The organism is Olleya sp. HaHaR_3_96, from assembly GCF_019278545.1.
Lineage (GTDB): Bacteria > Bacteroidota > Bacteroidia > Flavobacteriales > Flavobacteriaceae > Olleya.
Genome location: NZ_CP058987.1, coordinates 1,314,818 through 1,330,114, shown reverse-complemented (window position 1 = coordinate 1,330,114; position 15,297 = coordinate 1,314,818). Strand labels below are relative to the sequence as shown.

The following is a 15,297-nucleotide window of genomic DNA, read 5'->3' as shown; positions in this document are numbered from 1 at the left end:
CTAATAAATCTATACACAATTGTGTTGTAGAAGCTTGAATACACAATGCATTAAACACATTATTATTCCATAAAAAAACGGTAGCGAAAAAACAAAATTGAAAAAGCCTATCAAAAATTATTTGATAGGCTTTTATATTTTTCCAGTATAGAATTAAAGTAATGTAAAATAGTGTTTTTTATTATTTTTTTACAAACCTTTTAAAACCTATAGCAGTATTAATAATGTAAACGCCCGATTTATAATTACTAACATCTATCTTATAAATTCCATTATCTTTATTAATATTCCCTTTATGGACAATTTGTCCCAACATATTTGTTACACTCACGTTTCCTTTCATTCCTTTTTGTAAAACAATACTTACAACATCGCTAGCAGGATTTGGATACACATTAAAACGAACATCATTCAGTACTTTTTTATCTTTCTTTGAAATAAGATCTGAACTAGCTCTACTAGAACTTACACCTACTAAAGCGAAGATTTGATTCGCATTTCCAGCATCTTTATCCCATAGGTGTACCGAATTATTTCCTTCCCAAATATCTAAAGCACTTGCTTGATCATGTTTTGGTAAAAATTGGAAGTTAGCACCAATTTTAACGGCCTTCCATATTAAATGGTCTCTATTACCATTCCAAACTGTAGTCGCTACTTTTTCACCTCTACCTACTCCTCCATTAGGCACTTCAAGCCTACTTGTAGCATATGCTACATTTTCAACCTTATATTCTTCATCTCCTAAATGTGTAAACACCCATTTAGCAGAATTAGCGCTGGTATTGTAAACACTGTTTGTACTACCAGAAGCAGCGGTTGCATTTATAAACAAATTAGCGGTTGCTTTTTTAATAAAATAGGTTCCGTTAGTTATTGCCTGTGCTACAATTCCAGTTACATCAACATTTTCTTTTGCTTGACTATCTAGTTTTGCATTCCAATCTCCATTATTTGTTGTAATAAATACTTGAAATTGATAAGAATTATCAGCTACAGGGGCATTATCAGGAATTTCAATATCAAAGTTTAAAATACCCGTTCCAGCGACAACATCTTTTTTTACAGAGCTATAAACTGTCCACGGTGCTTGATTTAGTTGGAATACAACTAAAATATCACGATTTTCAGATGATGAGTAACTAACATCTACTGTTACAGTAGCTCCTTGTATAACGGAGTTGGGTGCTGTAATAGAAGAAACATCATCACTATTAACAGGTCCAGATACTTCAGAAAGTTCTTGTAAACCTTCTAATACTCCAAAATACGCCGGTTTTTTCTCGTAATTACTATTGTGTAATGTTGCAGATCCACAACCTGGAAAAAAAGCAGGTATCCAACTATTATTGTCAGACAACCCCCAAACTAAAAGAGTATTACAATTGGGTTTAGATAATACTGTTTTTGTTAAGCGTTTATATGCCGATTTTTGTTGTGCGTCAGAACCAGAACCACACAGTCTAATATCCAACTCTGTAATAGCTACATCTAAATTAACAGTAGCCAAATCATCAATAGATCTCCCTACTTGATTAATAAAACTATCATCCATACCATTACTACCCATTTTAAAATGGGATTGAAAACCGACACCATCAATTGGAGTATTATTTTCTTTTAACGTTTTCACCATATTTCTCATAAAATTATTCTTGCTTGTACCAAATTGTTCAATTGAATAATCATTATAAAAAAGCTTCACATTTGGTGCTGCTGCTCTTGCCCAACTAAATAGACTTCCAAAATAAGTAATGTATCCTTGCTGTCCATTATTATTTGCTTCAGAATTAACTTTACTGTACCATGCATTTCTATAATTTGCGGAACCTCCATCATCAATAGCTTCATTTAACACATCCCATTCATCAATACTATCTTTAGTGTAAGATGCTAGTGCTGTAATGTAAGTTCGGGAAAAATCATAAATCTGCTGCGCAGACCAACTTGGTGATTCATTTAGTAACCATTGTGGCGCTTGGCTATACCAAATTAGAGCATGACCTCTTTTTTTCATGCCTTTTGAATTAGCATAGTTAACAAACTTATCGATATTACTTTTATTTAAATCGCTAATTTGAACGTTAAAAGGATTCGCAGGTCTATTAGATAGAACGGCATCCATTTTCATTGCATTTTCAGCTACAAAAATATTATACTCTGCACTTGCTATACTATTTAGATTTCCGTTTTGAGTACTATTATTAGCAATAAAGCCATTACCCATGATATTACCAACATACACTCCTTTGGCATTTGCAACACTTTTTAGTGTTTGTGCTTTTGAAACAGTACCATATATCATAAACAACAGTATGCTTAGCATTTTAAAATAAACAGATAATTTTTTCATAATTTAATATTATTTTTAAGTTAATCTAACAAAACTAAGAATGTAATAAAAAACAGAATATAATAAAAAGCGCTTCTAGTAATAAACCTGAAGCATTTTTGACTTTACCCACAAAATGAACTTAGTTTTAAACCATGCCTTTTACTCGCTTTCAAATGGATGTATTCTACTATAATTCCATGCTTGGGGAGGCTCCTCTGCAACGCTCTAGGAATTGTCCTTTTATTAACCCCTAATTTTGAAGCTGTTTTTGTTTGCTTAAATCCATTTTGTAATAGACATTGAATTTGATACCTTTGATGTAAACTCAGTTATTTCTAATTTTTCATGTAAGACGAATATTAATAATGATCATAAAACTACTAGTGTTAAAGCTCGTAGTTTTTAATATTTATGTTACACTTATTTATTGAACTTAGAAGAAAAAAAATCTAATACTTATTTTAAATACAGCTCAAATATTGAGTTTGCCAATTTTGTTCGCTACATTTTTACCACTTGTTGAAACATTTATTACATATATTATAAGTATCAACTTATATTTTTGAACAAATGAATCAATTTAAGAACGAATAAACACTAAAATATAACCTCAAAGATTACTATATGATCATTAAAAAATTGCAGCTAGCTGTATTACTGTTCTTGCTAAGTTTCTTTTCTAAAGCTCAAAACATATATGTAGCTACAAATGGAAACGATAATAACAATGGAACAATTAATAGCCCTTACAAAACATTTAACAAAGCTGTTTCTGTAATGACAGCGGGAGATGTTTGTATCATTAGAGGCGGTGTATATGAAGAAGAATTAGTAATTAACAAAAATGGTACCGCTAGTAACTACTTAACCTTTAAAGCAGCCACTAATGAAACTGTGGAAATTAGAGCGACAACCAAAGTTGCAGGATGGGAACTACACAGTGGAAACATCTATAAAGCTACAGGGATTAACATGACCATACCTAGTCGATTTCGTGCAGTATATCATAATGAAAACTATATGGATTTAGCAAGATGGCCAAATAACACAGATAACAACAGGTGGACTTTAAATAGTCAATTAGCTACAGGAGGTGGTCCTTCTCATTTTCTTGCCAACAACATCCCTAATATCGATTGGACTGGAGGTTTGGTGTATTATCTAGCTCCTCATTCTGGTACTAGTTGGACAAGGACGATAACGTCAAGCACTACAAATAAAATAAATCATGCTGGTGTTAACATAACTAATTGGCCTTTTTCTAATCATCATCCACAACATTCTGAGGGCAACATTGCAAATCCACACGGCCAACTTTATTTATTTAACAAACTTGAAGCACTAGATCATGCTAGAGAATGGTACTATGATAGTGCTAACCAGACTCTTTATTTCCAATCTGCTACAGGCGCTATGCCTGCAGCAAATAGTGTTGAATATGCAGTTCGTAAAAATACGGCTAAATTAAATGGAGATTATATTAAAATAGAAGGCTTAACCTTTTTTGGAGGTAGCATTTTAATCCCTAATGGAGCAGATAATAATCAAGTTATTAATTGTAAAGTAACTCATGGTAGTGAAGGTCATGATGATTTAACAAATACCTCTGCACAAGTTGGTGAGGCATCAATTGAAGTTTTAGGCGATAATACTTTAATCAAAAACTGCATAATAAATCATAGTTCAACAAACGGTATACTTATCGCTGGATGGGCGGCAGCAAATTGTACAATTGAAGGAAATACAATTAGCAATATGGATTATTTGGGGATACACGCAGCGCCTATAAGAACGAGTGCTGATGGTACTAACGTACTTAAAAACACCATTTTTAACACTGGTAGAGATGGTATGTATGTAGCAGGCTCTAATTGTATAATTGCTTATAATGATATATCTGCTTCACAAAAAATAAATAGTGACTCTGGTGTTTTTTATACCGTAGGAAATGCTAATTTAAAAAATTCTGAAATTCATCATAATTGGATTCATGATGCTACAGCCCCATCGTATTCCCATAATCCTGGCTCAACATCAAAAGCAGCAGGTATCTATTTAGACAATGATAGTAAAGGCTATCTTGTACATCATAATGTAGTTTGGAATGTTTCATGGAGTGGTTATCAGGTTAACTGGAATAATACTAATTTAAATTTTTATCATAATACTATATGGAATGCTGGTCGTGCTATGGATTCTTGGGTTAATGGTCATGTTCAGGAAAGTAATAAAATATATAATAATTATGCCAATACCGGCACTTGGCATACTGAAACAGCAACCGATTTTGATATTCAAAATAGCCCTATTTTCACTGGTTCACCATTAGAAGACCCTACTAATCTTAATTTTATGCCAAAGGCAGGAAGCGCATTAATTGACCAAGCTCCAGCTATTCCTGGATTTTTTAAATCTTTTACAGGTAGTGCCGCAGATATTGGAGCTTATGAACGTGGCGGTACAGCATGGACTGCAGGAATAAACGCTATTGAAGATAATGAAGTAACACTTAGTATAGACACTGCAACTATTGAGAATTCTGAATTAAGACTTTTTCCTAATCCAGTTGTAAATGTGCTTACTTTAAACTTTACTAATAGCGATAGTTATGAGAATGCAAACATCATTATATACTCACTATTGGGACATAAGATAATATCAATAAATAATAAAAACAGGCCTTTTCAAGACAATATAAATATCCCTGTAACTAATTTGTCTCCTGGAATATACCTTGTTACTATAAGCACTATAAATAAAACCATTACAAAAAAGTTTATTAAAAGGTAATCCTATTTTTTAACTTATTTATATCAAAGGGCCGCCTGCAAAAGAGCAGTCTTTTTTGATTAAAAAACAAGATCATAACATTTCGTAGAATAAAAATTCGGATTTTTCATCTAAACTACCATCTAATGTATTTCCTGTTTCTAAAGTATTAATTGAAATTTTGAAATTTTAATCCGAACTTATTAGGGTCTAAAATAAATTAATTGCTAATTTTAGTCTAATTAAAAACTCAAACAATAAATAGAGGGATTAAATTATGAATGTTTTAATTAAAACTATATTTATATCATGTATTCTATCAAATACTGTCAGCAAACCAAAAATCAATAAGGTTGAGAGAACAAATAACACTATTGTTAATTTTTTTATTAATAAAGAGCTTTCCATAAGAAACTATCAGATTGTAGGAGTTTTTGACTATATACCCGTGCAGCCTTTTAAGAAAGACATTAAGAGCATAAAAACATCTAGCCACTTAAAAGACAGGTATAGTGAGGAAACATCTTTTTTATATGAGAATAATAATTTAACAAACATATCATACGCTGTAGATAGAGATAATACATTGAATTTTATTACGTTTAGGTATCACTTAAATTATAGCTCCAAAAACAAACTAGAAACAATATATATTAAAGACAGGCTTATTTTTTATTTTGACTATAATTCTACAGGCCAATTAAAACTGATTAAACTCTTTTTTAAGGACGGAATGACTAAAATATATAACATCTCTTATAAACAGGAAAGAATTAACTTTAGTGTCGATGTGATCAAAAAAGGGGAAATATATTTAGATGCTAACGACAAAGATTATTTATTGTTAAATAAAGATAAAAAACTGGTAGACTATAATTTTACAGGAATCAATAGTTACTACAATATTAAATATTCAAAAGACGGAAATATTAAAAACTTCTCTTATGACAAAACTAATTCCTCTAATAACAATGCGGAATTTATTTACACTAAATTTGACAAAGAAGACAATTGGTTAGAAAGAACCTTACAGAAATATAAAACAACAAGAATTATAAACTACAAATAATGATGAAAAAAATGGCCCTTTTAATACTAGTGATATGTTCTACGTTTAGCTATTCGCAAGATGGTTACGATGAAATATATCAATTTAAAAAAATTAATAGTGAATTAAAAAAACACTACGACTCGAATAATCAAAAACATTTTTTTTACAAATTGATATCGATAAAAGACGATATCCTTAAAGTAGAAAAATTTTCTTACCTACCGACCTCAAAAGCTCTACATGTATGGAAAACTCTAGAGGTCCCTATGAATGAAATGGATATAAAAAATCCTAAATACAAAAAAGCTATTTTAATTTACACAAAGGATAAAAAAAATATAATTACAACCTACACTTATAAAAAAACTAATCCCGATGAAAAAAAATTAAATGTTTTAAAGTTATATCCTAGAGCGGGCAAAGAAGGAGACAAAGAGATTATGGAAATGATTATTACCCTTTTTAAAAACCATTAATATTATTAACCTTTAACCACAGTTAAAAATTCGGGACGTTAACTATACTTAAAAAAATCTCTCTTTCTCAAAGATCTAACTTATTCAGGATTAATTTTTGATGCGATATTTGCATTATTTGTGCTTTTGAAGGTTGCGGACGATGAATATCTTTTTTCAATTTAAGTTATACTATTCGCTACTAATTCTTGGACATATAATAGAAAAGTACTTTCCGAAATAAATCAAAAAAATTAATTAAAGTAGCTGCAAATAAGTAAAAACAACAAGACTAGTCAACAATTGTTTTAAGCTTAACTTAATCATATATATAAAAACAAGTCGTCATTTTACTGCAATTATCAACCCTATTAACAAAAGGAACACCATGAAAAGCAACACTAAATTAACTGGAAAAAACATTTTAATAACAGCTGGCGCTCAAGGTATTGGAGAGTCCATCACAAAACATTTTATTGATAGCGGAGCAAATGTTGCTATCCACTATTTTTCTAGTGCTGATACCGCAAACGAATTAACAGCATACGCCACTAGCAAAGGACAAAAAGCAGTTGCCATAAACGGAGATTTAACAAAAGAAGCTGATGCCAATACACTAGTAGACAAAACAGTCGAAGCTCTTGGTGGTTTAGATATACTAATTAACAATGCTGGATCATTGGTTGCGCGTAAATTACTCAGCGAATTGGAAGCCGAATTCTGGCATAAAGTAATGGATATTAACCTGACATCCATGCTGTTTGTAACACGAGCTGCGGCACCTTATTTGGCAAAAAACGAAACTAGTAGTATCGTTAATTTAGCATCACTTGCTGGTCGTAAAGGTGGTCATCCAGGATCTTTAGCTTATGCTACAAGTAAAGGCGCTATCTTAACTTTAACACGAGCACTCTCTACAGAATTAGGACCAAACGGAACAAGAGTTAACGCTGTTGCCCCAGGTCTTATCCTTGGTACTTCATTTCATAACACACATACAACAAAGGAGTCCGCAGCAGAAACAACTGCTGGGATACCAATCCAACGTGCAGGTAATGCAGCTGATGTAGCTAGAGCTGTCATTTATTTAGCTTCTGAATACGATGGATTTATTACTGGTGCGACACTTGACATTAACGGCGGTGTTTACAATATGTAATTACTAATTAAATTATATATGTTTGAACACAAACTATCATCTATTAACTGTTCAAACATATATAATTATTAATTAGAATACCTTTCCAAAAACAAAAAGAACAATGGATTTTACTATTGAAACTTGCGATAAAGAAAACATAAAAACAATCGTTGACGGCATTAACAAATATAACCTAAGTCAAGCGCCTGCACTTTCTGACATTTGGACCCGTTTAGAGTTTGTTGCAAAAGACAAAGATGGTCTAGAAATAGGAGGTGTTTTAGCTGGAATAGGGTATTGGAATGGACTTGAAATCAAGATTTTGTGGGTAAGAGAGAGGTATAGAAAAAAAGGAATCGGAACTCATCTTTTACAGCATGTTGAAACAGTAGCAAAAGAAAAAGGTGCAACTACAGCTATGTTAGACACGTTTGACTTTCAGGCCGAAAAATTTTATCTTAACAATGGATACATTGCTATTGGCGAAATGAAAAATTTTCCTAAAGGACACAGACGTATTTACTTCTCAAAAGATTTAACTAAATAATTTTCTAATTTATTCTTTCGCAAACAACGTTGTTCTTGAAACAATTACCCCTAGTAGAACACTTAAAGTTAGAATTAAAAACAATTCAATATTTATACGTGTCTAGCATTATAAACTAGGTCATTGCAAAAAATAAATTTGACTTTATTACTGATATTTTTAATCTAAAAGTTTTTTTTAAATTGAATTTATTTAGAAATAAAACGAATACCATTCAAACTAACATAAACAATGGTATATTACAATTATAAAATTTTTTTATGAAAATAAATTTATTGTCCTGTGACGCTCAGAGACCAGATAGGAGAGCAATATCCAAATGCATTGTTGAGATTTCATTAAGTGTGAGCGATTCTTTAGCAAACGAACTTACGGATATCTTATTAGAAGGTGACCCTGTAGATATTGAACTAAATGATAAAAATTCTGGTTCAGCGTTAAGAGCTTTACGAAAACTAGATATTGACTACGAAATTATAGATTAAACTATTTTTCGGCACCGACTATCGGCTTACTCAATTTCAAACATCTCCTAGTGTTATTTCTACGTTAATGAAGTTCCTAATATTGGTCTTTATAGAAAATTCTACTAACTTCGTGTCACATTTAAATTAGACAAAACTCAAAACGGTCTTCTTTAATAATTGTATCAAAATTATAGATCATAAAAACATATGGAACATTTAAAAAACAAAAAAGCCATCATTACTGGTGGCGGTAGAGGTTTAGGGAAAGCAACTGCTATTGCATTTGCTAAAGAAGGTATTGACGTTGCCATCACAGGTAGAAACGAAGCGGTATTAAAAGCAACAGTTGCAGAATTAAGAGTCTTTGGTGTTAACGCTATTTACTCCGTTTTTGATGTTAGTAATTACGAAGAAGTAAAACGTAGCATTAAAACAATTGTAGAGACTTTAGGTACTGTTGATATTTTAGTAAACAACGCTGGTATTGCAGCTTTTGGAACTTTTAACGACATGGAAGTTAGCCAATGGTCTCAAATTATCCAAACTAATGTTATGGGTATGTATTATGTAACAAAAGAGGTTTTACCACATTTAATTAACAAGAATGAAGGTGATATTATTAACGTATCGTCTACTGCGGGATTATCTGGAAATGCAAGTACTTCCGCTTATTCCGCTTCAAAATTTGCTGTGATTGGACTTTCTGAATCTTTAATGAAAGAGGTTAGAAAAAACAACATCAGAGTGTGTACATTAACACCAAGTACGATAGCTTCTGATATGTCTATCGATTTAGGTATTGCGAATAAAGATTCTGAAGACAGCGTCTTACAACCTGAAGACTTCGCGGAGTTAGTTGTTGCTGGCTTAAAACTACCTAGAAGAGCTATGCTTAAAAGCGCAGCTTTGTGGTCTACAAACCCTTAATTTTTAACATCTAAGGCATCGCGTAACGCATTTCCAATTAGCATAAAGGCCATTACTAAAAACATAATACATAATCCTGGTAAAACTGCCAAATAAGGTTTTCCTAGGATTATGTAGTTGTAATGGTCTTTTATCATAGCACCCCAACTAGCCATAGGTGGTTGTGCACCAATTCCTAAAAAACTAAGCCCAGATTCTATTAATATCGCTGCCGCAAAATTTGCTGCACAAATAACAATAACGGGTGCCATAATATTGGGCAGGATGTGTTTGGTAATAATACGATAGTCATCAAATCCCAATGCACGCGCAGCTGTAACATATTGCATTTGCTTAGCGCTTATCAATTGCCCCCTCACCACTCTTGCCACTTCGACCCACATGGTTAGTCCGACGGCAATAAATACTTGCCAAAACCCCTTCCCTAGAGCTAAAGTAATTGCTATCACCAATAATAAAGTTGGAATAGACCAAGTCACGTTTATAATCCACATAACAAAAGCATCCACTTTACCGCCATAATACCCTGCAACACTCCCCATAAATATTCCAATAACCAAAGAAATAAACACAGCCACAAACCCTATAAAAAAAGAAATACGCGCGCCCACTAATAAGCGACTAAGCAAATCACGTCCGTATTTATCTGTCCCTAAATAAAACGTCACTTCTTTTATGTATTGCCTTGCGGAGTTTTGCATTATAAAATCAGCCGTAATTGTTTTGGTAACCCCCTCTAAACCATCCGAAGCATACGCCGTATATGTTAGTTGGTTCTGGTTTAAGTTATAATTAGAAATAGGAATTTCGGTATCTGTATTTTTTGTTCCGAAAAACACCTTATCAAAAAGCGATTGTTCATTTTTAATTTGAGAAGGAATAGTCAACATAGACACGCTAAATCCCGGAGATTTAGAATGAATAGAGACATGCATTTGGTTCGCATTTTGCGAATTATCTGGCGCAAATACATAAGCAAACACAGAAATCACACCTACAACACCGATAAAGCACAAACTAAAAACGCCCCAAAAGTTTTTTTTAAACTTTTGAAGCGCTATTTGTGATAATGAATTTGTTTTAGACACCATTAAATTTTAACTCCTATTATAATAAAGATAATAGACCTTAGTCTCTTATGGTTGCTACCTTATTGATTTCGTAAGACATTTTTAAATCGTTTAGGACATTAATTGCTTCTTCAACATAAACATCTTTACTTAAATTTTTGTGCCATCTATTACGTTTATCACGTAATGTTGTGTCTTGCTCAAATAATTTTTGCTCGTATGGTAATGACTCAAATGTCAAATTAGTTTTGTAATCTGCGATAGCTTCAAACTGTTTAGCTTCTTCTTCGTTTAACTTTAATTCAGCTTTATATTTTGCGTAATTCAGCGAATAGCTGTTATCATCCATTTTAGTTTTGGCCCATTTCGCACTACTTTCAATAAGCTTTAATTGTTCATTATTTTCCATACGTTTCTTGCTATTAGCAATAGTTGTATCATAATCAAAATAACTATTCCAAACTTGATAATCTACAGATCCTATTTTGTCCCAAGGTAATGGGTTTTCTTGATCTCGCTCTCCTATATCAATAAAACTATAACGATCCGGAACAACTACATCACTTTTCACACCTTCTAATTGCGTTGACCCTCCATTAATACGATAAAATTTTTGACGTGTTAATTTTAATGCACCCAAATCTCCATGAGAGCTATTACGAACCATACGGTTTAAATCCAGTACATTTTGTACCGTTCCTTTACCATAAGTTTGCTTACTACCTATTATAATAGCACGCTTGTAATCTTGCATTGCTGCAGCTAAAATCTCTGACGCAGATGCAGACAACTCGTTAACCATAATTACTAAAGGTCCGTCCCAACTAATCGATTTGTCTTCATCACTTAAAACTTCTTTTGGTTCGCCAGTAGATCTCACTTGTACAATAGGTCCTTCTTTAATAAATAAACCAGCCATATCAACGACAGTTCTTAATGACCCCCCTCCATTGTTTCGTAGGTCTAAGACTAAACCTTCAATACCTTGTTCTTTTAAACGTTCAATTTCTAATTTGATATCTGAAGAAGCATTTCTACTATTATAATCTTCAAAATCTACATAAAATTTAGGTAGATTAATCACCCCGTAATTTTTACCATCCTTTTTAACTATGGATGATTTTGCGTACGTTTCTTCAAGTTCAACAATATCTCTAGTAATTGCAATATCTTGCAATGACCCATCCACTTTCTTCATCGTTAAAATAACCTTAGTTCCTTTTGGCCCCTTAATTAATTTAATAGCATCATCAATACGCATTCCAACGACACTAATGGCTTCTTTTTCTTTGTCTTGACGTACTTTTACAATAACATCCCCTACTTCAATCTTACCATCTCTCCAAGCTGGTCCCCCTGAAATCAATTCGACGATTTTAATGTAGTCCATTTTCTTTTGCAAACGTGCTCCAATACCTTCTAATTTACCTGACATTTGTTGGTCAAACCGATCTTTATCTGTCGGAGCCATATAAGATGTATGTGGGTCAAATTCTTCAACTATTGTATTAACATACATAGCAAACCAATCTTCACGATCCATATCTTCTATATAATCTGTAAAGTAATTATCAAGTGTTTTTAACGTTTCTGTTCTAGCCTCAATTTCAAGCTCTACTAAGGATTTAACCACTACAGGCTCTATAACTTCCTCTGCATCTGCTTCCGTATCTGCACCAACAGTTTTAGACTCGCCGTTTTGCTGATCAATTAACATATCATAACCAGACAACGTATTAAACTTTAATTGTTGTCTCCAACGTTCTTTTAAGTCTTTCTTAGTTATTGAAAATTGCAAGTTTTCATAATCCGTATTATACTCCTCTTCATCATTATAATTAAAAGGTTTTGCTAAAATTACTTTGTAATACGCTTTTGCCTCTTTTTGACGTTGAATTAAACGATTATAGACTGTATTAAAAAAAGAAATATCTGATGCTTTTAATTGATCATCAATTTTATTTTCAAAAACTTTAAAACCATCAATATCTGACTGTAAAAAATAACGTTTTAATGGATCTACTACTTCCAGATAATCCGAATAAATTTCTTTAGAAAATTCATCATCTAATTCTTTTGGTTCAAAATGCAACTGCTCTAAAGCTAAAGTAATAATTTGAATAAGCAGTTTATCTTTATCCGGATTATCATCAACTTTTGCAGTAAAACTGCAAGAACCAAACGCTAATAGTAACACTAGTAATATTATATTGTATTTCCTTTTCATCTGTTCTTTTTAAATTTTACAAGAAATTTCTACTAAAGTAAAGAAAAAACCATGCCAATAAAACCTAAACCCACTAATTTTTTGTTAAACTGAATAAATTGAGACGTTACAACAGATTTTGTGTATTTTAGCTAACTCAAATAAATCCTCTATTTATGAGTAAAAAACCACTAATTTTAGTAACCAATGATGATGGAATTACGGCACCAGGAATTTTAACTTTAATCAAAGTTATGGAAACTCTTGGAGATGTAGTTGTTGTCGCTCCCGATAGTCCACAAAGTGGCATGGGACATGCCATAACACTTAATAATGTCTTACATTTAGACAAGGTTTCTAAAAAAGGTGACAAAACACTAAAATACAGCTGTTCTGGAACACCAGCCGATTGCGTTAAAATCGCAATAAACGAAGTATTAGATAGACGTCCTGATCTATGTGTATCGGGGATTAACCACGGCTCAAACAGTTCTATAAATGTGATTTATTCTGGAACCATGAGTGCTGCAATTGAAGCTGGAATTGAAGGTATACCTGCTATTGGTTTTTCTTTACTAAACTATAGTTGGGATGCAGATTTTAAAGCCTCAGAGCACTACATTAAACAAATAGCCCAAAACGCGTTAAAGAATGGTATCGCTGAGGGTATTATTTTAAATGTTAATATTCCGGATTTAAAGAAAAAAGAATTAAAAGGGATTAAGGTTTGTAGGCAAGCAAAAGCCAATTGGAAAGAAAAATTTGATAAACGAAAAACACCTCAAGGCAGAGATTATTATTGGTTAACAGGAGAATTTGTTAATTACGACAAAGGTACTGACACTGACGAATTCGCTCTTGATCAAGGTTATATATCTGTAGTACCTGTCCAATACGATTTAACTGCGCACCATTACATGCAACAATTAAACACATGGCAATTTGAAAAATAAAAAAGACCTTATAATTGGCTTTATTTCAGGTCTTATTTGCACCTGCATTGGTGCATTTTTATACATTATTTTGTTTTCTAGATTTGGAATAAAAGACATTGCAAGCCAGGCATTACAGTTTAAATTTGTCAGTCGTGGCGCTTTACTTAACCTAGGATTATTCTTTCTGTTTTTAAATAGAAAGCAAGACGAAAAAGCAAAAGGCGTGCTAATAGCAACCTTAATTATAGCATTAATCTTTATAATAAACAGGCTATAAATTGAAATATTATATCATATCTGGCGAAGCTTCTGGAGATCTACACGGGGCAAATTTAATGAAGGCGCTGCAAACACAAGATGTTAATGCAGAGTTTAGATTTTGGGGCGGAGACCTTATGCAAAGTGTTGGAGGTACTTTAGTAAAACATTATAAAGCATTAGCTTTTATGGGGTTTTCTGAAGTTATAATGAATTTACGAACCATTACTAAAAATCTATCCTTTTGTAAATCTGATATTGCCAGTTATAATCCGGACGTCATCATTTTTATTGACTACCCTGGTTTTAATTTAAGGATAGCAAAATGGGCCAAACAGAGAAACTTCAAAACGCACTATTACATATCTCCTCAAATTTGGGCTTGGAAAGAAGGTCGTATAAAAGCCATTAAGCATGACGTTGACCAAATGTATGTCATCCTTCCTTTTGAAAAGGATTTTTATGAAAAAAAACATAATTACCCCGTTCACTTTGTTGGCCATCCGTTAATTGATGCCATTTCTGACAGAACACAGGTAGGCGAATTTGAATTTAGACAAGCCCATGGCTTAAGCGAAAAACCGATCATCGCTTTATTACCAGGAAGTAGAAAACAAGAAATTATAAAAATGCTATCCGTAATGCTTAGTGTTGTGGATGACTATCCTGACTATCAATTTGTAATTGCTGGAGCACCAAGTCAAGATTACGATTTTTATAAAACCTTTATTAAGCAAACTAATGTCCACTTTATTAGCAATAAAACTTACGATTTATTAAGTTTATCAACTGCTGCCTTAGTAACCTCAGGGACTGCTACTTTAGAAACGGCTTTGTTTAAAGTCCCACAAGTCGTCTGCTACAAAGGAAGTTGGGTCTCTTACCAAATCGGAAAACGTGTAGTAAACCTTGATTATATTAGTCTTGTTAACTTAATTTTAGATAAAGAATCTGTAACAGAACTAATACAAAATGACTTTAATACCAAGCGACTTAAAAAAGAATTAGATCGCATTTTAAATACTTATGAGCGCACTAAATTTTTTATCGATTATTACGAATTAGAAAAAAAACTAGGCGGTAAAGGTGCCAGCCAAAATACAGCTAAACTGATTTTTGACGCAATAAAATAGTAA

General features: G+C 32.5%; 13 protein-coding genes. 10 read left to right on the top strand and 3 right to left on the bottom strand.

Features of this window, described 5'->3' with window-relative positions:
- Positions 1-181: 181 nt before the first annotated feature.
- On the bottom strand, positions 182-2,353 hold the full coding sequence (locus tag H0I26_RS05715; protein ID WP_218701402.1) for an endo-1,4-beta-xylanase: 2,172 nt from the start codon (positions 2,351-2,353) through the stop codon (positions 182-184).
- Between the two features lie 606 nt (positions 2,354-2,959).
- Here H0I26_RS05715 and H0I26_RS05705 point away from each other — a divergent pair.
- From H0I26_RS05705 to H0I26_RS05675, 7 genes are all read left to right on the top strand, one after another.
- Positions 2,960-5,125 carry a right-handed parallel beta-helix repeat-containing protein gene (locus tag H0I26_RS05705; protein WP_218701401.1) on the top strand — a complete coding sequence of 722 codons (2,166 nt, stop codon included), beginning with the start codon at positions 2,960-2,962 and terminating at the stop codon, positions 5,123-5,125.
- Between the two features lie 256 nt (positions 5,126-5,381).
- Positions 5,382-6,173 (top strand): hypothetical protein, encoded by a 792-nt coding sequence (locus H0I26_RS05700; RefSeq protein WP_218701400.1) that lies wholly within the window; start codon positions 5,382-5,384, stop codon positions 6,171-6,173.
- Positions 6,173-6,631, top strand: coding sequence for a hypothetical protein (locus tag H0I26_RS05695; protein WP_218701399.1), 459 nt, complete (start codon positions 6,173-6,175; stop codon positions 6,629-6,631). Before H0I26_RS05700 ends, H0I26_RS05695 begins: the two co-directional genes overlap by 1 nt.
- A 367-nt stretch (positions 6,632-6,998) precedes the next feature.
- A complete protein-coding gene (locus H0I26_RS05690; RefSeq protein ID WP_218701398.1) occupies positions 6,999-7,769 on the top strand; it encodes an SDR family NAD(P)-dependent oxidoreductase in 771 nt (256 codons plus the stop codon).
- A gap of 103 nt (positions 7,770-7,872) precedes the next feature.
- Entirely contained in the window at positions 7,873-8,298 is a 426-nt protein-coding gene (locus tag H0I26_RS05685) for a GNAT family N-acetyltransferase (protein ID WP_218701397.1), read from the top strand.
- A gap of 260 nt (positions 8,299-8,558) precedes the next feature.
- Positions 8,559-8,783 (top strand): hypothetical protein, encoded by a 225-nt coding sequence (locus H0I26_RS05680; RefSeq protein WP_101016756.1) that lies wholly within the window; start codon positions 8,559-8,561, stop codon positions 8,781-8,783.
- A gap of 189 nt (positions 8,784-8,972) precedes the next feature.
- Complete coding sequence (locus H0I26_RS05675) at positions 8,973-9,692, top strand: 3-ketoacyl-ACP reductase (protein WP_218701396.1); 720 nt, start codon at positions 8,973-8,975, stop codon at positions 9,690-9,692.
- Here H0I26_RS05675 and H0I26_RS05670 read toward each other — a convergent pair.
- Positions 9,689-10,783, bottom strand: a complete 1,095-nt coding sequence (locus H0I26_RS05670) for an ABC transporter permease (protein WP_218701395.1) — start codon at positions 10,781-10,783, stop codon at positions 9,689-9,691. The two genes, H0I26_RS05675 and H0I26_RS05670, sit on opposite strands and share 4 nt — an antisense overlap.
- 37 nt (positions 10,784-10,820) lie before the next feature.
- A complete protein-coding gene (locus H0I26_RS05665; RefSeq protein WP_218701394.1) occupies positions 10,821-12,989 on the bottom strand; it encodes a carboxy terminal-processing peptidase in 2,169 nt (722 codons plus the stop codon).
- Between the two features lie 155 nt (positions 12,990-13,144).
- Between H0I26_RS05665 and surE the strand changes: the two genes are divergently transcribed.
- The 3 genes from surE to lpxB are packed head-to-tail and all read left to right on the top strand — an operon-like array spanning position 13,145 to position 15,294.
- Positions 13,145-13,921: a 5'/3'-nucleotidase SurE gene (surE, locus tag H0I26_RS05660; RefSeq protein ID WP_218701393.1), complete on the top strand. Its 777-nt coding sequence runs from the start codon at positions 13,145-13,147 to the stop codon at positions 13,919-13,921.
- Positions 13,911-14,180 (top strand): hypothetical protein, encoded by a 270-nt coding sequence (locus tag H0I26_RS05655; protein WP_218701392.1) that lies wholly within the window; start codon positions 13,911-13,913, stop codon positions 14,178-14,180. The genes surE and H0I26_RS05655 overlap by 11 nt, the downstream gene beginning before the upstream one ends.
- A gap of 1 nt (position 14,181) precedes the next feature.
- Entirely contained in the window at positions 14,182-15,294 is a 1,113-nt protein-coding gene (gene lpxB / locus H0I26_RS05650) for a lipid-A-disaccharide synthase (RefSeq protein ID WP_218701391.1), read from the top strand.
- Positions 15,295-15,297: the final 3 nt, after the last annotated feature.

Coding starts and splice junctions, on each gene's coding strand:
- H0I26_RS05715 (WP_218701402.1), bottom strand. CDS start 2,353: ATGAAAAAATTATCTGTTTATTTTAAAATGCTAAGCATACTGTTGTTT.
- H0I26_RS05705 (WP_218701401.1), top strand. CDS start 2,960: ATGATCATTAAAAAATTGCAGCTAGCTGTATTACTGTTCTTGCTAAGT.
- H0I26_RS05700 (WP_218701400.1), top strand. CDS start 5,382: ATGAATGTTTTAATTAAAACTATATTTATATCATGTATTCTATCAAAT.
- H0I26_RS05695 (WP_218701399.1), top strand. CDS start 6,173: ATGATGAAAAAAATGGCCCTTTTAATACTAGTGATATGTTCTACGTTT.
- H0I26_RS05690 (WP_218701398.1), top strand. CDS start 6,999: ATGAAAAGCAACACTAAATTAACTGGAAAAAACATTTTAATAACAGCT.
- H0I26_RS05685 (WP_218701397.1), top strand. CDS start 7,873: ATGGATTTTACTATTGAAACTTGCGATAAAGAAAACATAAAAACAATC.
- H0I26_RS05680 (WP_101016756.1), top strand. CDS start 8,559: ATGAAAATAAATTTATTGTCCTGTGACGCTCAGAGACCAGATAGGAGA.
- H0I26_RS05675 (WP_218701396.1), top strand. CDS start 8,973: ATGGAACATTTAAAAAACAAAAAAGCCATCATTACTGGTGGCGGTAGA.
- H0I26_RS05670 (WP_218701395.1), bottom strand. CDS start 10,783: ATGGTGTCTAAAACAAATTCATTATCACAAATAGCGCTTCAAAAGTTT.
- H0I26_RS05665 (WP_218701394.1), bottom strand. CDS start 12,989: ATGAAAAGGAAATACAATATAATATTACTAGTGTTACTATTAGCGTTT.
- surE (WP_218701393.1), top strand. CDS start 13,145: ATGAGTAAAAAACCACTAATTTTAGTAACCAATGATGATGGAATTACG.